Origin of the sequence: Oceanispirochaeta sp. M1 (assembly GCF_003346715.1) — a bacterium.
In the GTDB taxonomy this organism is placed as follows: Bacteria; Spirochaetota; Spirochaetia; order DSM-2461; family DSM-2461; genus Oceanispirochaeta.
Genome location: NZ_QQPQ01000008.1, coordinates 131911 through 155076, shown reverse-complemented (window position 1 = coordinate 155076; position 23166 = coordinate 131911). Strand labels below are relative to the sequence as shown.

Sequence of the window (23166 nt, the reverse complement as noted above, 5' to 3'; positions counted from 1 at the left end):
CAATTAAAATGTCTATTTTGCAGAATACCTTGAGATTATTGATTCAGTTTATCCTGAATCATCTCTTCTGCCGTCTCTTCGGGAATATCATCCAGACTCCTGGGAAGAACCAGGTTAAGAATTATACCGACAAGAGCAGCAAGAGCAACACCGCTTAATTCAAAATTGAGTCCGCTGTTGATGGGAAACTTAACCATTCCGCCGCCGATTCCGATAACCAGGATTACAGAAGATATTGTCAGGTGACGCTTTTCACCGTAGTCCACACCGCTCTCTACAAGAGTTCTGATACCCGCAGAAGCAATGATACCAAAGAGCATCATACTGACTCCACCCATAACAGGTACGGGAATAGTCTGAATCAGGGCACCGAACTTCTGGATAAATGAAAGAACAAGCGCAAGCACAGCCGCACCGCCGATAACCCATACAGAGTAAACACGGGTAATAGCCATTACACCGATATTCTCACCGTAGGTAGTATTGGGTGGTCCACCGAAAAGAGCAGCAAAAGAGGTTGCAATACCGTCACCTGCAAGAGTTCTGTGGAGACCGGGATCTTTATAGAAGTCCCTTCCTACAACCTTACTGAGCACCAGGGTGTCTCCCAGATGTTCGGCAATAGTAGCCAGAGAGACAATAAGAAAAGTCAGGATGGGAACCCAGTGAAACTTTGGCATTACAGGTTTGGTCAGACCGAACCATGCAGCCGCCTTAACTCCGCTGAAATCGATAAGATGATATGCGGGAAAGAATGCACCCATAATCAGTGTAAACACATATCCGCCTATGATTCCGATAAGAATAGGAATCACATTGAAAAATCCCTTAAGGACAATTGACGATACAACGGCTATTGCCAGGGTTACAATGGCGATACTGAAGAGTGCCAGGCTGTATGTACCGGAACCGCCGGTCATAGCCATGTCCATGGCAACAGGGGCAAGCTTCAGTCCTATTACAATAATGATGGAACCGATAACAACTGGGGGCAGAAGTCTGTCCATCCAACCTATACCGAAACGGCTGATGATCAATGAGATCAGACAATAGAAAAGACCGACACAGAAGGATCCACCCAGTGCGTAGGCAACCCCGAAATCAGGGGAAGAGCTGATAGCGATCAGAGGGGCTATAAACGCAAACGAGGAACCCAGGTAGGCGGGAACCTTACCTTTTGTGATAAAGATGTACAGGAGTGTACCGATACCTGATGTAAAAAGAGCCACTGAGGGACTGAGTCCTGTAAGCATTGGAACCAGAACGGTTGCACCGAACATGGCAAAAACATGCTGGATACTCAGGGGTATCCACTCTTTGAGTACAGGTTTATCCTGTACGTCTATTCTAACTTCTGACATAAAGCCTCCATATAATTTATTATTTCAGATTCCTGTTCACACTGAAGAACCAGGATTCTGCTAAAGCCAAAAAAAAGCCCTGATAACAATATCAGGGCTGAATAGGTATATTATAAATAGGAAGCTGAAGGCAGTATGTGTCCACGTTCAGATTCAATATATTCATCAAAAGGGAATCTATCATTTAAGAATAAGATTGGTCAATAGAAAGGTCTGACCTTAGTAGTTTTGATGTTCAATTGATTCTCCGGACTGATGCATGAGAGCCACTCCACTTGTCCTGCTGCTTTTGACAGGCTACAATGATCAGGCATCCGCAATCTGCCCCTGGAGGAATTATAAAATGAAATTAGTCTGCCTGGATCTGGAAGGTGTTCTGGTCCCCGAAATATGGATAAATGTTGCCAAGAAAACAGGAATAGAAGAGCTGAAGCTTACTACCCGGGATATTCCGGATTACGATGTTCTGATGAATAAACGCCTGGGTATTCTCAAAGAACATAATTTGAAACTTAAAGATATACAGGAAGTTATCGCAACTATGGACCCATTACCGGGAGCCTATGAATTCAGCATGGCTCTCCGCTCCCGGACACAGATGATAATTTTATCAGATACATTTGATCAGTTTGCATCTCCTCTTATGAAGAAACTGGAGTGGCCCACCCTTTTCTGCAACACCCTGATTGTTGATGAAAAAGACAGAATCACCGGTTACAGCCTCAGACAGAAAGACGGGAAGAAAAAAGCAATTGAAGCCTTCCATTCAAGTGGTTTTGAGACATTAGCCGCCGGAGATTCATACAACGATCTCACAATGATTAAGACTGCGGACAAAGGTCTCTTCTTCCGCTCTCCCGATTCAATCAAAAAAGAAAATCCTGAAATAAAAGCCGTAGATGAGTATAAAGATCTCCTGGCAGCGGTAAATGAGTTTATTGATCAGTAATGATTTTTTTCATTCTGGGAGGAGAGACAGGATCTGATCAAACTGGATCATGAAGGTTCTTTCTCCAGAATCTTCATGACAACCTTCTTAACCCGGGTAAAGGCTTCGGCCACCCGGGGGAGAGCGCTCACTGCAGTATCCAGATCACCGTCACGTCCTGCATGTTCCAGTAATTCCGCTTTGTTACCAAGATCCAGCATGGAAAGATTCCTGGAGCTGCCTTTTATTGAATGGGCGATAGCCCTGACTTCATCCATATCTTCCAGAGCACCCTGAACCGACAATGCCTTCAACTGCCCTTCTACCTGATCCATATAGGGTTCAAGTAATGAAATAAGCAGATCCCGGTCATCCATAAAAGTATCCATGGCCTGGTTGAAATCAAATACCGGAGCCTTCTCACTCTTTTGAGGCCCATTAACTTCCGCTGAATCCTCCAGTACTTCCAGTACTTCCAGATCTTCCACATCACTTGATCCCATTGGTTTATACCAGGTCTTAAGAACAGGCAGAAGATCCTTGTTCTTAAAGGGTTTTGGTAGAAAATCATTCATTCCGGCACGGAAGCATTTCTCCTGCTCTCCCTGCATGGCATTGGCAGTAACTGCAATGATAGGGATTTTCATCCCCTCTTCACGTATCTGCCTTGTAGATTCATATCCGTTCATTACGGGCATCTGACAATCCATGAAGATAAGATCAGGTGATTCCGATTTTGCCATATCCAGTGCTTCCTGACCGTTCTCCGCCAGGATAACAGAATAGCCCTGCTTCACCAGAATTGATTCGAATAGCTTTCTGTTTACAGGATGATCCTCCGCAATAAGGATAAGCCCCTCTTTCTTCCCAGGTTCACTCCCTGACCTGGCTATTCCTTCAGCCTTATCAAGATCTTCCAGATCTTCCAGTTCTTCAAGCTCCTCAAGATCTCCCAGTTCCGCCTGTTCAGGAAACAGAGCAAGAATACACTTATCCCAGAGATCCTTCTTTCTTACAGGCTTGGTGATATAGGCGGAAAACCAGCCCAGAAGCTTCATTTTAGCCTCTTCCGTGCCCCGGCCCTTAAGAGACATAAGAATCATCTTGGTATCGGCAAGAGCACTGTCTGCACGGACTTCACTGGCCAGCTGCCAGCCGTCGATCTCAGGCATCATCTGATCACAGATACACAGATCATAATGGGGCTTCTCTGTTGCAGTCCTGCCTTCCATCATACTGATAGCCTCACGCCCTCCACCGGCAAGATCCACAATACAACCCCAGCTTTCAAGATAGGATGTAAGGGATTCACGAATACTCTGATTATCATCCACAAGGAGTACTGACAGACTCTTAAGATTTTCACCGAATTCAAACCCGGCTGCTACTGTTCTATATGGAACGGCCCGTGGAAATGTGAGGGTAAAGAAAAACTCAGAACCCACACCTGGCTCGCTTTCAACCTGAAGATCTCCCCCCATCTGGGCAACCAGGTTCTTCGATATTGTCAGCCCCAGACCGGTTCCGCCGAAACGTCTGGTTGTGGATGAATCGGCCTGTGTAAATGCCTCAAAGAGTCTCTGTTTCTTCTCTTCAGGAATTCCTATTCCACTGTCTTTAACAGAAACCTTGATGGTTACTGAACGGGCATCCTGCTCCAGTCTGGTCAGGTAAATCATTACCTGTCCCTTCTGGGTGAATTTTACTGCATTATTGGTCAGGTTCACAGCAACCTGCCGTAATCTTGTAGGATCACCCTCAACCTGAAAATCTGTTCCGGATTCTGCATAAAGTCCTACATCCACAGTCTTCTTATGGGCTTCCAGGGCAATAAGGTCCAAGGAATCTTCCATTAGCTCCTGAAGATTACAGGAGGTATATTCCAACTCAAGCTGCCCGGCTTCAATCTTGGAAAAATCGAGAATATCATTGATGAGGGAGAGAAGGACATCCGCTGAGAAACGAATCTGAGAGCTGTACTCTTCCTGTTCCTGATCAAGCTTTGTCAGATTCATCAGTTCAGACATTCCGATTACGGTATGGATAGGGGTACGTATTTCATGACTCATATTTGCCAGGAATTCTGACTTGGTTCTTGTAGCCTGCTCGGCTGCATCCCTTGCTTTCTTCAAATTCTGTTCATAAATATGCTGATCAGTGATATCTTCTTCCAGCATAAAAATTCGGGAATTACTGCTGCTTCTTGTCAGCTTGATCGAGAACCATCGTTTGTTGGCTGTGTTATCAGGAACAATAACAATAATCTGATCGTGCGGCTTTTGTCCCTTCAGGAAGGCTGCAAGAAAATCCTGCCACTCTTTGCGGACAGGTTCATAACGGAAAGTAAGACTTTCTCCCCATTTTTTGTAGTGAAATTTTAAACGGTCATTTCCATAGAGAATTGTCCCGTCATTCCCTAATACCGCAATGGCCCGGGGAAATTGATTAAAGAGTTCCTGCCAATTGATATTTTTCTTTTTTTCCGCCATCTGCTATTCCGCATTCTGATTGGCCAGGACATCAATAATCTTATCAATAATTCCCTCCGGTTTAAGTGGTTTAATCAGATAACTGTTAACCCCCAGCACTCTCGCCTTGAGGACACTCTCTTTTTTTGTCAAAGCCGACAGTATGATTGTGGGAATGATTATAGAATTCTTCTTCAGATACTCCATCACCTGAAAACCGTCCATATCCGGCATCATGAGATCCAGAAGAAGAAAATCAAAGTTCTTCTGTGCAAGATCTTCTGTGAATTTCCTCCCGTTTGAATAATAGCTCATGGACCAGCTGGTTTTTTCACTGGCCTTAGCTACGATTTTATGAACAATAAAGTCATCATCAACAACAGCAACTTTAAGATTCCTGCTTTTCAGGCCTTCAGTCATGTTTCTTCCTTCATCCTGAAAATTAAGCTGAAAAACCTCATTTCCCCTCTGATCATCCTTAGAGGAGAGGAGTACATCCTGAACACCATCCTGTTCCGATGTCATTGACTCAAGGCCTTTGATTCCCAGGAGTCCGCTCACAGCCTTCTCAAGAGAAGGTGCAATTTCAATTGACTTATACTCCATATGATATTTGATATAATTCTTGATATCCTCATCAAGAGTGAGGATACGAACCTGATTGAAGGAGTCAACAAATTTATCAACCTCTCCAAGCAGACGGTCCAGTTTCGGCTTATCCTCGGGACGCATCTGAATATCTGTCAAAAGAATCAGAATCCGCGGATACTGAACCTTATAGAGCTTCAGGAGTTCGGCAATTTTATATTGAAGAAGACTGATCTTTTCGTTATTAAAACCCCTGGCAATCTCAATAAAGAGAATCTGATCATTAAGATGAGCATCAAGAAGACAGGGAGTTTCATCCACCCTGATGTCCACACCCAGTATCTCTGAAAGAGCTGCAAGAAGAGCATCTATCTTAATGGGTTTATTCAGGAATTTTTTTACACCATAGGGAGCGACTTCCAGGATCTTCTTGCGGTCCACATTGGCAGAACACATAATAACAGGGAGATCCTTGGCATTGGGGTCCCGCATCTTGTCCTTGAGTACATCAAGACTGCTTTTACGGGAGAGCAAATAATCCATAATAATGACGTCTGGCATGAAACTTCTTATCTTGGACACTCCGTCCAGTCCATTAATGGCTGCATTAACATCAAAGCCATAATTGGTCAGCTGAGACTGCATGAACTCACGGTACATGGATGCATCATCGATTATAAGAACTTTTTTCATTTATAAGGAACCTTTTGTGGTGTATTTTTAATATACACTCTTATTAACGGTTTTAGAAAGGGATAAATTGAGACTTGTCTTCTATTACTTCAACCCTTTGTCTCTAAATACCGAAAAAGAATCGATTGAATCTTTCTGCTTTTCAAACCATAATCCTTTTATGGAAGAGTTCAACTGCCGTGGAAAACTGAGTTCAATGACCATCGAATCAGTCAGACCCGATCCGGATCAGCCGGCACAACAGGAAGAACAGAGGCTCTTTGTAGCCAAACTCTTTTACGACAACAGCGGTCTTCTTATCCAGAGACAGGAATCTCGAAAAACGACCTTCTACCACTACAATGATGACCATCTTCTGGAAAAAGAAGTGGAAGTCAGAAATGACGAACAGATCAGCCGTGAACGCATTTATCAATACTCTGCAGGCAGACTTCTGACTGAAATTCAGGATGATGAAAAGATCAGCTACCACTACAGCAATAAAGACATACTCAACTTTACAACAACATGGTCTTCAGGTATTCAGGAGACCATCTGTTCATACGGTTATGATGAATATAAGAATGTGATCCTCAAGGAGATCAGAGATCCCGAGGGAGTCCTACTGAGAAGCTGCCGTCTCAAGAGAAATATGCAGGGACTTATATCCAAAGAGACCGTGATAAATCAGGACAATATGATTCTGGAACAGACCAAATACGAATATACGGCCTTCCATGGTGAAAACTGGTTGAAAAGAGAGAGCTACCGGATTGAAGAGAAGCAGGATCCAGTCATTATAGAAATCCTCTATAGAAACATATCCCTGGCGTCATCAGGAGTGGAATCAGCCAAAAATCAGAGTAGTAATTCAGAACCTCCGGAAGATACCATCATATCCCTGCCCGATCATTTTGAATCAAAGCCTTCCACAACAGCTATGGCAACAGTCGAATCAATAGATGATGCAAAATCAGATATTGAGATCCAGGAAGAGGAAGTCATCCCTGCTGAAAACGAAGTAATGTTTAAAAACGGCAGATACAAAGGGTCAGTAAACTGCAGCAATATCCCCGACGGACAGGGAGAATTCTGGGGAAGGGACGGCAGCAGATACAGCGGCACATTCTCAAACGGCCATTTGGACGGCAATGGCAACCTGCTTCATAAAAACGGCAGCAGCTACACCGGACAGTTTAAAAACGGTCTGCCCCATGGTGAAGGAGAATGTCTGTGGCCCAACGGCAGCAGATACAGGGGTCAGTTTGTCCAGGGAGAGATGCATGGAATCGGATCATTCACCTGGAGTGACGGAACCAGATTCACCGGACTCTTTGAACATAATAAAAGCACCGATCAGGGACTTCTTGAAAACGCAGAGAACCCGGGAGAAGAGAGTTGAAATACAGATGCCTCATACTCGACCATGATGACACATCAGTCGAAAGTACACCCCACATCCACTATCCGGCTCATATTGAAGTCATGCGCCAGCTCCGTCCCGGCCATGCACCTGCAACCCTGGATGGATGGCTGTTAAAGAACTTCTCTCCCGGTATTATGGAATACATGACAGGAGAACTCGGATTTTCAAAAGAAGAAGTTAAGGAGGAGTACAGAATATGGAGAGAATTCACTACTCAGCATATTCCGCCCTTCTTTCCAGGGTATCTGGATATACTGAGAGAATATAAAAACAGCGGCGGTATAATTACCGTAGTATCCCATTCTGAAGAGGATCTTATCCGCAGAGACTATAAACATGCAGATGCAGAAGATCTGCCGGAACTTGTATTCGGTTGGGATTTTGATACTGAAAAACGAAAACCCAATCCCTATCCTGTTCTGGAGATATTAAGACATTATAAACTTAAGCCCGAAGAGGTGCTTATTCTTGATGATCTGAAACCGGCTGTTGAAATGAGCCGCAGAAGTTCGGTTCCCATAGCGGCTGCAGGCTGGGGACACAATATCCCTGAAATCAGGGAGTATATGAAGAAGCACTGCAGCTACTATCTGGAAACTGTTGAGGAGTTCAGGAAGCTGCTGTTTTCTTAAGAAATTCTTCGATCTCTTCTCTGGTCTTGGCATCCTTACTTACAAAACGGCCACATTCCTCACCCTTACTGTAGCAGATAAAACTGGGGATTCCGAATACATTCATCTCCTGGCAGAGATCAAGAAACTCATCCCGCTCCAGGGAAATAAAGTCAAATTCATCTCCATAGACCTTCTCCAGTTCAGGAATTATAGGTTTGATCACATGGCAATCGGGGCACCAGTCTGCTGTAAACAAGGCACACACATATTTATCAGAGGCAAGGGCCTCGTCAAATTCACTTCTATTCTTCATATCTTTCATAAAATTTCCTCTCATTTATTAAATTCAAAACTTCACTGCCAATTCAAAAATTCAGACTGTAAAATCAGATTGAATCGCTTACAATATAGTTATACAAAATTACAATCATTCTGTTCTTAAGACAATGAAAAACAGAAATTTGAATACAGGAGAATATGATAATGTTTGATAATGTGGATTTTAGCAAAAGTGAAGGAAGCAGAACAGATCACAAACTGACGCTTCTCGGATTAACAACCTGCAGCTTCTGTAAAAAGGGAAAACAGTTTCTGGATGACAATGATTTCAGCTACGACTACCTGTTTCTGGACAAAATTGATACTGAGCTGAAAAAGAAGATGAAAATTGAGTTCACAGAAAAGTATGATAAGCGTCTCAGCTATCCTACCCTGATCATTGACGATAAAGAGATTCTTACAGGATTTATACGCATTGCCTGGGAAAAAGAACTAATGGAACAAGAGTAATCATGAGGGAGAAGACAATAAAGGATGTACAGATTTTTCTCGAAGCTGTCACAGTAAAGCAGGATCTTCTTCTAAATCCCGATAAGGATCATATCGAGTCAATAAAAGAGGGTCTGATGGAGATGTATAACAGCCTCGGCTATTACTGTTGTCCCTGTCGTGAATCCTGGGGAGACAAAAAAAAAGACAGGGACATCTGCTGCCCCTGTGACTACTGTAAAGCTGATGTAGAAGAGTTCGGGCAATGCTATTGCGGACTCTTCATTTCAGAAAGCAGCCGGGGAAAGGAACTGAGTTCCATCCCGGACCGTCGTGGTGAGGAGCTATATCCCTGATCAATCCTCAGGAATATCTCCCATTGCTCTGAGTTCACTCAGGGCAGCATCTTTTTCTTTAACCTTGGTCTTTTTAATAGCCTTACGCAGAACAGTATTCCACTGTTTTTCAGGCTGATCTTCTTTTAACTCTTCCAGAAGCATCATTATATCTTCACTGGATTCGATATTATAAATTTTAACATCGTCATGGAAAAACAAATCGGCCAGCTCAGAGATGTATTCACCTATCTTCCGGTCACCTTTCTCCATTTTTCTCTGAAGAACATCTTCTTTTTTTCTGGCTTTTTTTAAATCCCGGTCTTTCCGGGCCAAGTCTGTGCTTTTCATAATCTACCTCACTTAAAAACCGCCTAGACTATAACTCTAAGCCCGGTAAAAAATCAACACTTCTTATGGCAGTTTTAGAATATCGCTGCCGTCATGAATCCCCCAGAGCCACTGATCGCGGTCTCCAAGCAGTGTTGCCATAAGAATAGCCTCTCTGTACTGAATAACTTCCCGCCAAGGTTCAAATATATTTTCGGCGCTATGAATTCTGATTATATAGTTCTCCTGATAATGATTCCAGACCGGTTCCAGCCAATCAGCATTTCTACCCTGATAATACCCTTCAAGTACAGCTCGGATCTCTTCCCCTGCTTTCTCCAGTGTAAATGAGAAATTCACCCCGTCTCTACTGTAATAATAGACTCCGTCCATCTCCCTGAGAATCAGAGAATAGGCTCCCTGCCGAATCTCCTCCTCCCTCTCCGAAGAGAGAACCACTGCCGTCAGATGACTGGTCTCTTCCCATGCGGGAGAGGCAACGGGGTGAGTCTTTGTACGGGCAAAGGCCGACATCTTTACAGTTCTGAAGACAGAGCGGTACTCTGAACGTCCATAGGAACCGTCATCAAAATCATCATATATACTGACGAACTCTTCATCTCTATTCATACCCCATGTCTGAGCAGAATCAGTTTCTGCACAAAGAAAAAATGGGACAAAAAAGATCAGAACTGCAATCCATAGCCTATTATTCAGCTGTTTCATAATTAAAATCGATCCTCTGAAGCTTAAGACCGGCTCCTCCGAATAAATCACTTAAAAGAAACCGTGCTGTTTCTTCCGCCAGATCCAGAATACCCTCATCCACTGCCAGCTTAGCGATTTCAGGAGTCAATGCAGTGATAAAACGGCTCCACTGGGAGGGTGACATCTCAAGCTCGGGATATCCGCCATCTTCAGCTATTCTGTCTTCAATAATTATAGCAGTTATTTCGGGTCCGGGCAGGGTCAAAACCACTTTTCCATCCGGAAGCTCTGTATCAAGAAAAATAGATTCTTCATTAAAATTAAAACCGGCTCTTGTCCTGGTTGAGACAACAATGAAGTCTTCTCCTCTCCCCGCCGGATCAATTCCACACTCCCGACAAAGAGCATATAATTCTGCATATTTCCACATAAAGGGAATCTCTCTGTCAAAATAGAATTCCTCCGAAGCCCGCATGGGAAACTCTTCGGGAAGATTTTCAAACTGCCGCTGCAGAAACTGCCAGTTAACCTCATCACCCTCATCCACAAAATCATAGGGAAAGATAAGCTTGAACCGAAACTCAGCGGTCTGCAATAGTGAGCTTTCACTGCTCTCGATAAGCTCTGTATAAACATGGGTGATCCGTTCCGGCTGCCAGGGGAAACGGATGATTCCCTTTTGAACAAGAAGAAGGAGAGTGAGGAGTACAGAAAGTACCAGTAGAATAATCATCAGCCGGATTGTCTTCATATACCTGCCCTCTCACGAAATACAACCTGAATATTGTCTACACCTGCAGCTCTGAGAATTCCTTTCATAAGAATGACAGCCTTATCTTCGGCAGCAGCAGGAAGTCCCTGATTCACAGCCTGCTCTTCTATAGAGTCTGCCTCTTCAGAGACAAGAGGGAGGAAGTCACCGGTATTGATACTTGAGAATTTTTCTTTGATTAAGATTTGTCTGAAACTTGTATCATCCGCATCAACCAGAAAGATACGTCCAGGCGGAAGAATAAGTCGTGCCTGACCGCCCTTTACTGAGAGGTCAAAACCTTCAGAGAGATCCACTCCGGCCTGAACAATAAACTCTGCTGTAAACAGAATGGATTTATCCTGGATAAAATTCTTTTTTTCTCTGGTATAAAAAACTGATCTGTACAACTGGGTAACCGTTACCAGTTCACCCAGCTGCTCCAGCTGCCCTCTGATTTCACTGACCCTTTTCTGCTCTTTCTGCCTGGTCAGGTAAAGGACAGAAAGGGGCAGTGCAAGTAAAAGAATAAGCAGACAAAGAGCCGGCAGAGTAATTTTAGAGGGAGAAGACTTCTTTTTTCTGACTGTCATAACTCATTATGAACCCGAAGAGAAAAAGAAATCAATCATTTATTTAACAGCAAACTATACAGATTTTTCCATCAGCGGCTCAAGGAGCTTACAGGCCAGTGTAAACTGTCTCTTATAGTCCCCGCCGAAGGAGAGAATCGTATCATCTTTATCAAGACGCTGCTGAAAATCATTGCCCAGTTCCTTTAACCGGCTGATCATTACAGGTCCGCTGTCGGGATTGCTCACAAGATAACGCGGGCAGCCCCCGGAACCGAGAATCAGTACGGCCTCCATCTGCTGAAACAGACTGTTGAATCCGTATCCGTTCAGCTCAGATGATACGGCAAAAGAAAATCCTTTTTTCAGAGCATCATCATACCCTGGAATGTCCTTAACACGGGAATCCTTTTCACCGCAGAAAACAAGAGTAGCCAGGGCTATATATGTCGGGAAAAAATGGTAATCGTTCTTATCATCTTCCGCAATCTCGAGAGGAGAAGGTGAAACACTCCAGGAACCGGCATCCAGTCCCTCCATTCCATCTCTCTGCCCCTCCACCAGAGAGCGGCAGTACTGTAATAAAGAATCCTGTGAGTACTTCTCATTAGGGACTCTTCCGGCAAGAATATGCTCCAGAAAGATCCGCATCTGACCAACCCGGGAAGTCATGCTTTCATAATCATTATCTTTGTTTGTTAGGAATTTTTTTACTGTTAATATCATAAAAGTATTCTACTGAAATGAACAAAACTTGGAAAGCCTTTCAACCCGTCGGTCTCTACTATAGAATAGGATCATGGAAGATAATTTATCAGGAACAATACAGGATAATACCCACAATCTTTTAAAGAGGGTTTATTACAGCGATACAGATGCAGGCGGGGTTGTTTATCACAGCCGTTATATTGAAATGGCGGAACATGCCAGGAGTGAACTGATACGCCTGCTTGGCGGAGAGCAGCGAGGCCCCCTCCAGGAACAGGGAATAGGCTTTGTCGTCCGCTCACTGAATGTAAGCTATAACAGACCTGCATTTCTGGATGATACTCTTACTATAAAAACCAGTATTACAAAATGTGAAACATTCACCCTTATTTTTGATCAGAATATTTATAGAGAAGAAGAACTGCTCTGTGAAATAAAGGTCAAGACGGGATGTGTCTCTCTCAGTGAAGGAAAGCCCACAGCAATGCCGAAGGACTGGCAGGGATTAATCCGGGAGAAAATGCTCTCGTCCAAATCAAATATCCGCTGAATCAACAGCGGATATTATATAGTGTTACCAGGTTCCCAGATTATCTTTAACAGCCTTGCGAATAAGGTCCTGATACTCTTTCTTTGTTGCATCATCAAGTGCAGGACGATCTTCTTCAAGGTGACGGATATATGCTTCTACCCCTCCGGATTGATAGCCGGTCTTCATAATAGGAACCTGCTCTGAGTCCATAAGCCAGAGAGTGGGGAATCCCTGAACACCGAAAACCTGAGCCATCAGCTCATTCTGTTTTTTAACATCATCAGAGAGTTCAATACCATTAGGAAAATCGAGAAATACCAAAACCAGATTCTCTTCAGCATATTTCTTAAACTTAGGGGTCTCAAATACTTCATCCCGAAGCTTGAGGCACCAGGAGCACCAGTCTGAACCTGTAAAGTTCAAAAGTACGTCTTTACCGGTGTCTTCAGACTCGGCAAGGGCTTCCAGAATATCTGAACTCCAGCCCTGGGGGGGATAGCTTTCTGCGGCGACGGAAAATGCTGATAAAAAAAACAATATCAGGCTTATTCTGAAAGTCTTCTTCATTGACGACTCCTTAATCTTAAACATATACTTCTAAATATATATATTTATTCGAAAGAATTCCAGAAAAAACAACTGTTTATCTCAATCCGACAATGCATACCACCGTCTGTCAGACTATTCCTGATCCCATTTTTTGAAGATAAGCGAGGTGTTTATTCCTCCGAAGGCAAAATTGTTACACATTGCATATTCAGGATTAAATTCTCTTCCATCTTCCTGTATATAATCAAGCTCCCCGCAGTTGCTGTCCAGCTCATTCAGATTCAGGTTCGGAGCAATCCATCCAATATTCATCATATTGATAGTCAGCCAGGATTCGATTGCCCCGCAGGCTCCAAGAGTATGCCCAAAATAACTTTTCAGGCTACTATAGGGGATTTTTCTCTTAAAACAATTCCGGGTGGCCTGACTCTCTGCAATATCTCCATGCTGAGTGGCTGTTCCATGGCCGTTTACATAATCAATATCATCCGCTTTCAATCCACCGCTTTCAAGAGCAAGGTGCAATGCCTGCTCCATGGTCTCTTTATTAGGCTGCGTAATATGAACTCCATCAGTATTAGTTCCAAAACCGACAAGCTCTGCATATATCTTAGCCCCTCGTGCTTTTGCGTGTTCATACTCTTCAAGAACTAGAGTACCTGCCCCTTCCCCTATAACCAGACCATCTCTGTCTTTATCAAATGGACTGGGTGATGTTTTAGGAGCATCATTTCTGGTACTGGTGGCAAAGAGGGTATCGAATACTGCAGCATTGGCAGGACCCATTTCTTCAGCTCCACCGCATAGCATAACAGTCTGCTTACCTTCACGGATGGATTCATATCCCAATCCGATTGATATACTGCCGGAAGTACAGGCTGTATTTGAGGTCAGCATCCGGCCGGTAAGCCCGAAAAACACACCGATATTCACAGCACAGGTCTGAGGCATGGATTTTATATATGTAGTTGCTGAAATTCCCTGAACTGTATCGTCCGTAAGCATGGAGTAAAAGTCCAGAAGAGCATCCACATTTCCCGTAGAAGAACCATATGATATTCCTGCTTTACCGCTGGTGAGAATAGGATGATCTATAAGTCCTGCCTTTTCCAGAGCCATTTCAGTTGCATGAACAGCCATATAAGAAACTCGTCCCATTCCTCTGGTTTTCTTTCTTGGATATTTGGGTGCTGTCCAGTCAGCCGGTGCGGCCAGCCTTGTATTTAAACCATCATAGCGGTCCCATTCACTCATACGGACAACGGCATTTTCCTTAGCTCTCAAGCCGGCTTCGATAGTGTCCCAGTCACTCCCCAGGGGAGTAATAGCTGCACCACCCGTAACTACTACACGTTTGTTCATATCATTCCCCCGTTCACAGAAATGACCTGTCTGCTGATATAAGAAGCTCCATCGGATAATAGAAAAGCTGCCAGAGAGCCGACTTCCTCTGGTTTCCCCATGCGTCTGAGAGGAACAGAAGAGCTTATATGATCCCAGGGAATATCCTTGGTCATATCACTTTCAATAACACCGGGAGCAATACAGTTCACCGTAATTTTTCTTTTACCCAACTCTACGGCAAGAGCTTTAGTCGCTCCGATTATCCCCGCCTTGGAGGCACTGTAATTCACCTGTCCACGATTTCCGATTATTCCGGAAACTGATGATAAAGTAATAATACGTCCGCCCTTCTTTGCCCTTACCATGGGCATAACCAGGGGATGGAGAACATTATAAAATCCATCAAGGTTAGTATGAACGACATAATCCCAGTCTTCTGATGTGATAGAAGGGAAGGCGTTATCAGAGCTGACTCCGGCATTGCAGACAACACCATAATATGTACCCAGTTTATCCATATCCTCTGTGAGGATTTTTTCACATTTATCTCTGTCTGATATATCAAAGCCCAGTATGGAGCTGGATGCACCCAGTTCAGCTGCAAGAGCAGCTGTCTCTTCCGCACCCTTGATATCCTTATTGTAATGAATAGCCAGATCAAATCCATTCTCGGCTGCAGCCAGAGCAATTGCCCGACCGATTCCCTTACTGGCCCCTGTTACCAAAACTCTTTTCTTCATATTATTTTATCCTGTTTATCGAACCTTGTTTATGCAATGGAAAATTTATCAGTCCACTGATCCATAAGTTCTTTATTATTCTCAACAACACTTAATACAGCACTGCAATACAGCTTATCACCAACCAGAGCCCTGCCTTCAAAAACAGCAACATCTCCCTCCCGGAATTCCTCCAGAACCTGGATTGTCACCTCATCGGCCAATTCGAACCATGCCTGTTCCATGCTGCAGTCCCTCACACCCATAATAAAACCGATCTTGGGAACTCCCCCTGTCTGTACATGGGCAATCCCCGAAAGGAGAGCAATACTCTGAGCCATATACTCAAAGGAAACCCATACGGGCATCTTCATCTGCTTTTGATCAAGAAACTCACTCGTCTCAGTTATCACCAGAGATGTGGTGATACAACTATCGTCAAGATTGTAATCTATAGCCTGATCAAGCAAAAGCATTGATGACTGATGAGGTGAATATTTAAATAGTTCCGGTTTCCTGCAAGGAAGAGTCAGAGCATTCATGATAAATCCTTTCTTATGACCAGGCTTACATTGCTGCCGCCAAAGGCATAGGAATTACTCATACAGGAGTTTATCTGAGCTACAGTCATTTCCTTACTGCAAAGCTCAAGATCAGGAAACGAGTCATCCGTTTCTCCATCCCAGAGATGAGGAGGCAGCTGTTTTTTTCCGTTCAAAGACGACATAAGAAGCCAGCATATCCCCAGTTCCATGGCCCCGGCTGCTCCAAGGGTATGACCAATCATACTTTTTGTGCTCGACGCTGGAGGTAAAGATTCAAAAATAAGATCAGTAGCCCGGGCTTCCATTGCATCATTCAGGGCTGTTCCGGTTCCATGGAGGTTTATGTAATCAAGGGATTGAATTCCCGCATCATCCAGGGCTCCTTTCATGGCTGCCGCCGCACCACTTCCTTCAGGATCGGGTGCAGTTATATGGTGAGCATCTGAACACTCAGCACAGCCTGCCAGTACGATGGATTCCTCTCCGAAATTATCTCTTGAGAGAACCAGCAGACATGCCCCCTCTCCCAGATTTATACCATTTCTATTTTTACTGAAAGGGTTGCAGTCAGAAGGGTCTACCGCCTCAAGTGCAATAAACCCCTTAAGTACAGAATCAGAAACTATATCTGCTCCTCCGGCAATGACAGCATCTACCACTCCGGCCAGAAGCATATTACGCGCCATTACAATGGCACCGGCACTTGAGGTACAGGCTGTTGAAACTGCCATGGACAGAGAACTCAATTCAAAATATTTCTTAACAAATTCCACAGGAAAATCAGCCTGCTGATTTTTCAGGGTATACCCTTCTGGAAATCGGCCATTCTCAATATAGGCACGGTGAGCCCGCAGAGACTCTTCTGAACCATTATCAGTGGATCCTAAAATCACGGCAATTCTGTCACGGCCGTATTTAGAACTCAGGAGTTTAACTGCAGGTGAAATCTCCTCACAGCTTTGTTTCAGAATGGATATAATCCTCTTGTCATCACTATCCCTTGTACAGTAGCCGACAGAATAGGAAACATCATCAATTTTTTTACTTGAAAAAGAACGTTCTCCCTTCAGGATTCCACGAAGCACAGCCTCTTTTCCTGATGCCTGGGAATTGACAATTCCAATATCATTTATATAAATATGATCCATCAGACAGGATACTCCTCTATACGATAACTGTAATCTCTAAGATAATTTGTATACTCCAGAATATTATTAACTCTTTTTATTTCAATAATCAGATCATCATCGGCAAAAAACTGTCTGGTCCATCCACCTTCCAGGGTCTGAACCTCCATTCTTATTCCTGCATCATCCATTATCTCTTTAAGAGAATCTTCAGGATAATAGCAGAACTGAAGGTCTGCTATCATATAAAGAGGATTTGAAATAACGACAGAAGAGAGTCCTGAAGATTTCACTTCACCACCCGAATAATACAGTTCATAAACGGTATTCCCCAAAGCAGTGAAAACGACAATGCTGATCTCCTGCCGGTTGAGGAGCAGATAAGCCGGCATGGTATAAGTTTTATCCTTATACCTGCCGTCAATAATCTGCTGCATTTCCAGATTTTCATCCAAAAGTTCAAGATCAGGCAATTCCAGCTGTATGTCGTCAGTAATATATACAACAGGCTTTATTTCATCATCTGTTTTCTTTACACTTGTACAGGAAAACATGAGAACACATAACAGTAATATGGAAGCTTTTTTCAATAAACATCTCTCTGGGATAACTGAATTATGAAGCCAGTATATATATCCTTTGTTGATCTTTCAATAAACAAAGACAAGGGTGAACAAAATGATTCAATTAAAGCAAGCTGGAAAAGGATTCTTATTAAAGAAACGGCTTATCCCAACCCGGAAATACGGACAAACAGTAATGGGAAACCTCTGATTATATATCCTGAAGGGTGGTATTATAATATTTCTCACAGCTCCGGGATTGCAGTATCCATCCTGGGGAATATCCCGGTGGGCATTGATATTGAAAAAGTATCCTTGAAACGTGATACAAAATCCCTGGCAGAGGAGTATTTCAGGCCGGAAGAAATTAAATACTGCTGTAAATCTCAAAAACATTTTTACTGCTTATGGACCAGGAAGGAAGCATGGATAAAGCTTCAGGGCTCAACAGTATGGCAGATGAGAAATACTCCTGACATGAGTACTGCCACAGAAAATATTCACACCTGGCAAATCTCAGATGGTGAAACAGACTACTATCTGTCAGCTGCTCTTGATATCCCTGAAAAGGACAAAGAGATCAGGATTATCTGGAGTGGAATAGAAAACCTGTCACTAAGCCCTCAGGACTCATCTCTCAAAATAGGCATGGATGAGCAAAGCAGTGTGATTAAATAAGTCCATGCTATTCCCAGTGAAACAGTCATGCCGAAGAGTGAAGCAATTGAGGTGAAACTCAACATGCCGAATGCCAGAACCGTTGTCAGGAAGCTCATGCTGATTGAAAGCATAACCCTGTTTCCTCTCTTCCCTGATTCAAACAGAAGAATCAGATAATCAGTCCCCATTCCCGGAATCAGGATTAATCCGACAATTACAAACAGATTGACAGGAACTCCTGCTAACATGAAAACAGAGAGGGTGATAAGGCTGGAGATCACGGGAATACCGACAATCAGCAATGCCTTTTTCCACTTATAGCGCAAACTCAGACCAATAAAGATAAGAATATAGGATATAAGAATAATCTTAATCATTAGCCGGCTTAAATCCTTCAGCACCGTCTCTGTATCACGTACCCTGTCTACCAGGTATACCCCCTGATATTTCCCACTCAGATCTTTTATGACTGCATTATCCTGTACTCCAAAAAGGAGTATGGATGTGTAGTAGGAGTCAGCAATCCGGGAGATATGCAGACTTCTCAGGAGTGAACCGGGCAGGAGTGTATTCATATCATCCAGTTCCAAGTACCGCGGCGGGTCTGCAAAACCATCCGAAGGGACAGCAGTTTCCAATCCAAGGATAGACATCTGCTCTTCAATTGAGGGCATAATCACGGTCTCAACAAGAGATAGATTATAATCCTGAGTCCTCCTGGAGGGGAGAAAACGGGAGAGGCTCATATAAGATTTCAATAGCTTTTCATCTCCCAGCCGGGATAGATCATCCCTCAGAGATTCCTCCAGGGTCAAACAGTCATCAAGATTATCTGCTTCTACAATCAGATGTATTCCTGATGATTCATGTGCCAGAATCGAAGCACTCTTCTGCTCCCAGCTCAACAGCTGATCTGACATTGTATAAAAATCACCCAGTCTGTAACTGAGTTCAAAACGACTCATTCCAAAAAGAATAAAAAGGAGAACTCCTGCAGAAAGAATAAGCATGGAGATCTTAGAGAGTGAGAATCTATTTCTCAGGAGATTAATCTTTTCAAGTGCAGCATTTGAACAGGAAACGGTCCTCTCTCCCGCTGTTTTAATATATGGAAAAAGGAGAAGAACCGATAAAAAGGTACTGAACAGACCACAGATGGAAAATAGTGCCATCTGCTGCAGCAGGGGAAAAGAAGTGATAATAAAAGCGGCATAGCTGATCATGGTTGTAAGCAAACCGACAAAAATACCGGGAATGACATCCTTGATTATCATCTTCCCGGTTTTATTCGCAGCAGACCATTCAGAAAAGAAATGAAAGGAGTAATCCACAGAAATGCCGATAAGGCTGGTACCGAAAACTATTGTGAATATATGGATTTCATCAAAAAAGATTAGAGTTGAGGCCAGTCCGGACACAACTCCGAACAGTATGGCGGAAATGGTAAAAACCAGAGGCAGAACCGATCTGAAGACATAAAGAATAAGAAATATAATGAAAATACTCGAAATTGTGCTTAACAGAGTTATCTCTCTTTTTGATTCTGCAGCACTGAGATATGAATGAAAGGGAGCACCCGAGAGAATTATTTCCACATCTGAATTACTAAGCTGATCCCGAACTCTCAGGATTTCAGGAACGGGATTACTGTCAAGTTCAATATCAACGGCACCCCCCTTATAGTTCATTGAAACCAGAACCCAGTGAAGACCTTCAAACTCTCTTGTAAGAACCGAATCTCTTAAGGTCATGGAAGTATTTGAACTTACAGACTGATCCAGAAAATATGCAAGGCTGTCAGATGCCAGAAGAAAAGGGTCCTCCTCCAAATGATCCAGGCGTCCCATGGAAACGGGACTGAAAACCGTTATAAGGGCCCTCTCGGAGAGAGCAGGAACATCAGCTGCTTCCAGCAGGGTCTGTGTATCCGGAGACAATAGGCGATATCTATGCTCAAAGAGAAAGTTCTGATACTTATCAAGGATTTCAGTATCCATTTCAAAACTTATATCCTGAATATTTTCCATATAGATGAGCTCAGAATAAAAATCATCTGCAACAGTTCTTGCCTCTTCAAAATCAGCAGCCCCCACAAGAATGGTCATTGAAGATCCCAGACTGTCATTATACATAGTCTCGACCCGGCTCAGTTCCTTTGTCTCTTCAGATTCGGGAAGTATGGAGATCAGGCTTGTATTTATTTTGAAGGGGAGGCCTCTTGAGGCCAGCAGAAGAAGCAGGAGATGAAAAAGGAGCCATATTATTACTGGAGATTTTTTATTATTTTTGAAATACAAGCTGTTCATCCGCCGATAAATGACTGGGAAATTCCAGGGATTCAAATTCATAAAGGACCTGATCATCACTTCCCTCATAAATAAGAAAGGAATCAATATAATCTGAACCCCTCAGCTCAAATGCATCAACCACATCCCGCAGAGTTGAATCTTTAGGAATCAGGGCGATTGTCCAGATTCCACGACCCTGATCTTTATAGTAAAGTTCATATTCTTTTTCAATGACTTTAAAATCACCAATAAATATTGATTGTATGGTCCTGGAAAAACGGGCAAATAGATCATTATCTTCAGAACCTGTCTGCTGACGGTTTCCCCTTGAGTCAGTTTGAATCATGTACTTATCAGTTATGACTGTTGTTGACTGGAATGGTTTATTAAAAAGCCAGGCAATCCCTGATTCCGAATCAAATAGGATAGTCCCCGAAGATTGAAAAGAACGATTTATCCTGCTGATTTTCTTGGTCTGTATGAAGGCGGCCCTCATCACAGGATTTGTGGAAATCTGATTAAAAGTAGACTCCACAAGCTTTCGACTCTCATTATTAACAGGAAAGTCAAATATTTCATTTCCCCATAGGGATGAAATGACAAACAGAAAAACAGTACTGACAAATAATCTTTTCATCAATCGTTGCCTTCTCTTTCCCTGTATTTTTCAACAAGGCTGATAAAACAGCTGGGAGAAACAAGCTGGCTTTCACCGCTCTGCATATTTATAGCCATCTGTGTTGTTGTCCCCTTATTAAGAAGGACTCCTGTGTCTTTATTAAAAATATTATAAGCGATTTTAATTCTATTCTCATATTCAAGTAAGGTCGCCTTGATCCTGAATTCCTGGCTGAACAGCAGAGGACGCATATATTTCACATTCAGCCCGACAACAGGCCAGGCGTAACCGCTGCTCTCCATTTCATTATAGTTATAGCCTATCCTGTCCAGAAGCACACATCGGACCTGTTCGTAATATCTGACATAATTCCCATGATAAACAACCTTCATGGAGTCAACATCATAGAACTCAGCCTTCAATGTGATTTCGACAGAAATATGATCAGTTTTCATACGCCAGGTCCCAATGATTGCTTCTAATCAGATCAACCGTTTTTCTAAGATCTTTATCCAGAGGACGATCCTCTACGAGGAATTCAAAATACTCTGAAGTCTGATCCAGGATATTTTTAACCGGAAGAACTCCGACATCCTGAAGATCATTATCCCGTAATCTCAAATTCACCGCCTGAACAACCGCAAGCAGACAGGCTGCCCCGACCTGTTCGGATAATTCAAGTACCCGGATACAATCTCTGGCCGCAATGGTTCCCATGCTGACCTTATCCTGATTATGACACTCCGTTGACCGTGAGAAAACACTTGCTGGCATCGTATTCTTCAGAGCTTCTGCAGTCCAGGCACTCACGGCGATCTGAACAGCTTTAAATCCATGATTAAAAGAGTATTGACCTTCGGCTCCGGACAGATTCGGTGCCAGGCCTCTGTTAAATTTCTCATCAACCAGAACGGCAAGCTGTCTATCCAGAAGATCGGAAATATTGGCAATAATATTTTTCAGGGAATCCATAGCAAAGGCAATGTGTCCTCCGTAAAAGTGACCGCCATGAAAAATAGATTTACTCTCGGGATCAATGATCGGATTATCATTTGCACTGTTCAATTCATTCTCTATCATCTGTTTCAGCATATCCGCAGAATCATAGAAGACGCCGATAACATGGGGAGCACAGCGGATTGAATAGGGGTCCTGAATCCTTTCAGGGAGAATTCCTGTTTCACTATGTCTGTCCAGGTCCTGACGTATTCTTGCAGCAACCTGAGCCTGACCGGGATGAGGTTTTACATCAAAGAGTTTCTTATCAAAATGATAAGCATTCCCCTTCAGGGCAAGTGAGGCCATGGAGGTAATTTTGGTAGCCAGTCCGGCAAGATACTCTGCCCGTTTATAGGCAAGACAGGCAACAGCTGTCATGGCGGCAGTACCATTCATAATAGCCAATCCTTCTTTCGGGCGGAGGATATGAGGGTCAACTCCAAGTTCCTTAAGAACATCTGCAGATGGCCTTACTTCCTCTTTATACAGAACATCCCGTTCTCCAATCAACACTGCCCCTACATATGAAAGAGGGGTCAGATCACCACTGGCGCCCACGGATCCTTCCTGAGGTATACGGGGTAGAACATCATTGTGAATAAGATTTTCCAGCCCCTGTAGCAATTTATAACTTACACCGGAATATCCCAGGCTCAGAGACTGGAGACGGACGGCGAGAATGGCTCTTGTTGTCTCGTCATCAAAAAGCTCTCCCATTCCACAGCCATGAAAACGGGTCAGATGAATGGGTAAATCGTAATAATGTTTATCAGAGACAGTCTTGCTGCAGGAATCACCATATCCGGTTGTAACTCCATACACATCACCCTGTTTCTCTAATACTTCATCCAGGAACTCAGCTCCCCGGTCAATCTTTCTCTGATATTCAGGAGTCTTGTCCAGCTCTATGGAGCAATTTCTTTTAGCTATCTGCTCAATATCATCTATAGTCAGACGGTTGCCGTCGAATTTCATAGTTTTCATATTACGAC

At 43.3% G+C, this 23166-nt stretch carries 26 protein-coding genes; 7 read left to right on the top strand and 19 right to left on the bottom strand.

Translation table 11 applies throughout. The annotated features are described in order from the left end of the window. Positions 1–35 precede the first annotated feature (35 nt). Positions 36–1361 (bottom strand): solute carrier family 23 protein, encoded by a 1326-nt coding sequence (locus DV872_RS07620; protein ID WP_114629266.1) that lies wholly within the window; start codon positions 1359–1361, stop codon positions 36–38. Between the two features lie 343 nt (positions 1362–1704). Between DV872_RS07620 and thrH the strand changes: the two genes are divergently transcribed. Continuing rightward, positions 1705–2310, top strand: coding sequence for a bifunctional phosphoserine phosphatase/homoserine phosphotransferase ThrH (gene thrH, locus DV872_RS07615; RefSeq protein ID WP_114629299.1), 606 nt, complete (start codon positions 1705–1707; stop codon positions 2308–2310). Positions 2311–2357: 47 nt separating this feature from the next. On the opposite strand, the gene DV872_RS07610 is transcribed toward thrH, so the two are convergent. Both DV872_RS07610 and DV872_RS07605 read right to left on the bottom strand, forming a co-directional pair. Next, positions 2358–4778, bottom strand: coding sequence for a hybrid sensor histidine kinase/response regulator (locus DV872_RS07610; RefSeq protein ID WP_114629265.1), 2421 nt, complete (start codon positions 4776–4778; stop codon positions 2358–2360). Between the two features lie 3 nt (positions 4779–4781). Then, positions 4782–6038 carry a response regulator gene (locus DV872_RS07605; protein ID WP_114629264.1) on the bottom strand — a complete coding sequence of 419 codons (1257 nt, stop codon included), beginning with the start codon at positions 6036–6038 and terminating at the stop codon, positions 4782–4784. 160 nt (positions 6039–6198) lie between these two features. Between DV872_RS07605 and DV872_RS07600 the strand changes: the two genes are divergently transcribed. Both DV872_RS07600 and DV872_RS07595 read left to right on the top strand, forming a co-directional pair. Then, positions 6199–7419: an MORN repeat-containing protein gene (locus DV872_RS07600; RefSeq protein WP_147283122.1), complete on the top strand. Its 1221-nt coding sequence runs from the start codon at positions 6199–6201 to the stop codon at positions 7417–7419. Then, positions 7416–8075: an HAD family hydrolase gene (locus DV872_RS07595; RefSeq protein ID WP_114629262.1), complete on the top strand. Its 660-nt coding sequence runs from the start codon at positions 7416–7418 to the stop codon at positions 8073–8075. Before DV872_RS07600 ends, DV872_RS07595 begins: the two co-directional genes overlap by 4 nt. Here the strand turns inward: DV872_RS07595 and DV872_RS07590 are convergent. Next, complete coding sequence (locus DV872_RS07590; RefSeq protein WP_114629261.1) at positions 8053–8379, bottom strand: thioredoxin family protein; 327 nt, start codon at positions 8377–8379, stop codon at positions 8053–8055. The two genes, DV872_RS07595 and DV872_RS07590, sit on opposite strands and share 23 nt — an antisense overlap. Positions 8380–8540: 161 nt before the next feature. Here DV872_RS07590 and DV872_RS07585 point away from each other — a divergent pair, with 161 nt between their 5' ends. Both DV872_RS07585 and DV872_RS07580 read left to right on the top strand, forming a co-directional pair. Beyond that, entirely contained in the window at positions 8541–8846 is a 306-nt protein-coding gene (locus DV872_RS07585) for a glutaredoxin (RefSeq protein ID WP_114629260.1), read from the top strand. Between the two features lie 2 nt (positions 8847–8848). Beyond that, entirely contained in the window at positions 8849–9181 is a 333-nt protein-coding gene (locus DV872_RS07580) for a ferredoxin-thioredoxin reductase catalytic domain-containing protein (protein ID WP_114629259.1), read from the top strand. On the opposite strand, the gene DV872_RS07575 is transcribed toward DV872_RS07580, so the two are convergent. The 5 genes from DV872_RS07575 to DV872_RS07555 all read right to left on the bottom strand — a co-directional run bounded on the left by DV872_RS07575 (position 9182) and on the right by DV872_RS07555 (position 12247). Further along, complete coding sequence (locus tag DV872_RS07575; RefSeq protein ID WP_114629258.1) at positions 9182–9511, bottom strand: hypothetical protein; 330 nt, start codon at positions 9509–9511, stop codon at positions 9182–9184. It lies immediately after the preceding gene. A gap of 63 nt (positions 9512–9574) precedes the next feature. After that, on the bottom strand, positions 9575–10216 hold the full coding sequence (locus DV872_RS07570; protein WP_114629257.1) for a hypothetical protein: 642 nt from the start codon (positions 10214–10216) through the stop codon (positions 9575–9577). Further along, entirely contained in the window at positions 10200–10949 is a 750-nt protein-coding gene (locus DV872_RS07565; RefSeq protein ID WP_114629256.1) for a DUF4230 domain-containing protein, read from the bottom strand. Before DV872_RS07565 ends, DV872_RS07570 begins: the two co-directional genes overlap by 17 nt. After that, positions 10946–11542, bottom strand: coding sequence for a DUF4230 domain-containing protein (locus tag DV872_RS07560; RefSeq protein ID WP_114629255.1), 597 nt, complete (start codon positions 11540–11542; stop codon positions 10946–10948). The genes DV872_RS07565 and DV872_RS07560 overlap by 4 nt, the downstream gene beginning before the upstream one ends. A 54-nt stretch (positions 11543–11596) precedes the next feature. Continuing rightward, positions 11597–12247 (bottom strand): hypothetical protein, encoded by a 651-nt coding sequence (locus DV872_RS07555; RefSeq protein ID WP_114629254.1) that lies wholly within the window; start codon positions 12245–12247, stop codon positions 11597–11599. A gap of 73 nt (positions 12248–12320) precedes the next feature. Here DV872_RS07555 and DV872_RS07550 point away from each other — a divergent pair, with 73 nt between their 5' ends. After that, on the top strand, positions 12321–12779 hold the full coding sequence (locus DV872_RS07550) for a YbgC/FadM family acyl-CoA thioesterase (protein ID WP_114629253.1): 459 nt from the start codon (positions 12321–12323) through the stop codon (positions 12777–12779). Between the two features lie 24 nt (positions 12780–12803). Here the strand turns inward: DV872_RS07550 and DV872_RS07545 are convergent, their stop codons facing one another. The 6 genes from DV872_RS07545 to DV872_RS07520 form a co-directional block, all read right to left on the bottom strand. Continuing rightward, positions 12804–13328: a thioredoxin family protein gene (locus DV872_RS07545; protein WP_158546876.1), complete on the bottom strand. Its 525-nt coding sequence runs from the start codon at positions 13326–13328 to the stop codon at positions 12804–12806. Positions 13329–13442: 114 nt separating this feature from the next. Next, positions 13443–14672 (bottom strand): beta-ketoacyl-ACP synthase, encoded by a 1230-nt coding sequence (locus DV872_RS07540; RefSeq protein WP_114629251.1) that lies wholly within the window; start codon positions 14670–14672, stop codon positions 13443–13445. Continuing rightward, a complete protein-coding gene (fabG, locus tag DV872_RS07535) occupies positions 14669–15394 on the bottom strand; it encodes a 3-oxoacyl-ACP reductase FabG (RefSeq protein WP_114629250.1) in 726 nt (241 codons plus the stop codon). Before fabG ends, DV872_RS07540 begins: the two co-directional genes overlap by 4 nt. Positions 15395–15423: 29 nt before the next feature. Further along, positions 15424–15915, bottom strand: a complete 492-nt coding sequence (locus tag DV872_RS07530; protein ID WP_114629249.1) for a thioester dehydrase — start codon at positions 15913–15915, stop codon at positions 15424–15426. After that, complete coding sequence (locus DV872_RS07525; RefSeq protein ID WP_114629248.1) at positions 15912–17066, bottom strand: beta-ketoacyl synthase N-terminal-like domain-containing protein; 1155 nt, start codon at positions 17064–17066, stop codon at positions 15912–15914. The genes DV872_RS07530 and DV872_RS07525 overlap by 4 nt, the downstream gene beginning before the upstream one ends. Beyond that, positions 17066–17635 (bottom strand): DUF3261 domain-containing protein, encoded by a 570-nt coding sequence (locus DV872_RS07520; protein WP_147283121.1) that lies wholly within the window; start codon positions 17633–17635, stop codon positions 17066–17068. Before DV872_RS07520 ends, DV872_RS07525 begins: the two co-directional genes overlap by 1 nt. 27 nt (positions 17636–17662) lie before the next feature. Between DV872_RS07520 and DV872_RS07515 the strand changes: the two genes are divergently transcribed. Further along, positions 17663–18286, top strand: coding sequence for a 4'-phosphopantetheinyl transferase superfamily protein (locus DV872_RS07515; protein WP_114629246.1), 624 nt, complete (start codon positions 17663–17665; stop codon positions 18284–18286). On the opposite strand, the gene DV872_RS07510 is transcribed toward DV872_RS07515, so the two are convergent. Genes DV872_RS07510 through hutH form a run of 4 tightly spaced genes read right to left on the bottom strand, consistent with a single transcriptional unit; the run spans position 18232 to position 23158 of the window. Then, positions 18232–20565: an MMPL family transporter gene (locus DV872_RS07510; RefSeq protein WP_158546875.1), complete on the bottom strand. Its 2334-nt coding sequence runs from the start codon at positions 20563–20565 to the stop codon at positions 18232–18234. The genes DV872_RS07515 and DV872_RS07510 overlap by 55 nt on opposite strands. Continuing rightward, positions 20549–21193 (bottom strand): outer membrane lipoprotein carrier protein LolA, encoded by a 645-nt coding sequence (locus DV872_RS07505; protein ID WP_114629244.1) that lies wholly within the window; start codon positions 21191–21193, stop codon positions 20549–20551. The genes DV872_RS07510 and DV872_RS07505 overlap by 17 nt, the downstream gene beginning before the upstream one ends. Then, positions 21193–21630: a thioesterase family protein gene (locus tag DV872_RS07500; protein ID WP_114629243.1), complete on the bottom strand. Its 438-nt coding sequence runs from the start codon at positions 21628–21630 to the stop codon at positions 21193–21195. The genes DV872_RS07505 and DV872_RS07500 overlap by 1 nt, the downstream gene beginning before the upstream one ends. Beyond that, entirely contained in the window at positions 21620–23158 is a 1539-nt protein-coding gene (hutH, locus tag DV872_RS07495; protein WP_114629242.1) for a histidine ammonia-lyase, read from the bottom strand. The genes DV872_RS07500 and hutH overlap by 11 nt, the downstream gene beginning before the upstream one ends. Between the last annotated feature and the right edge of the window lie 8 nt (positions 23159–23166).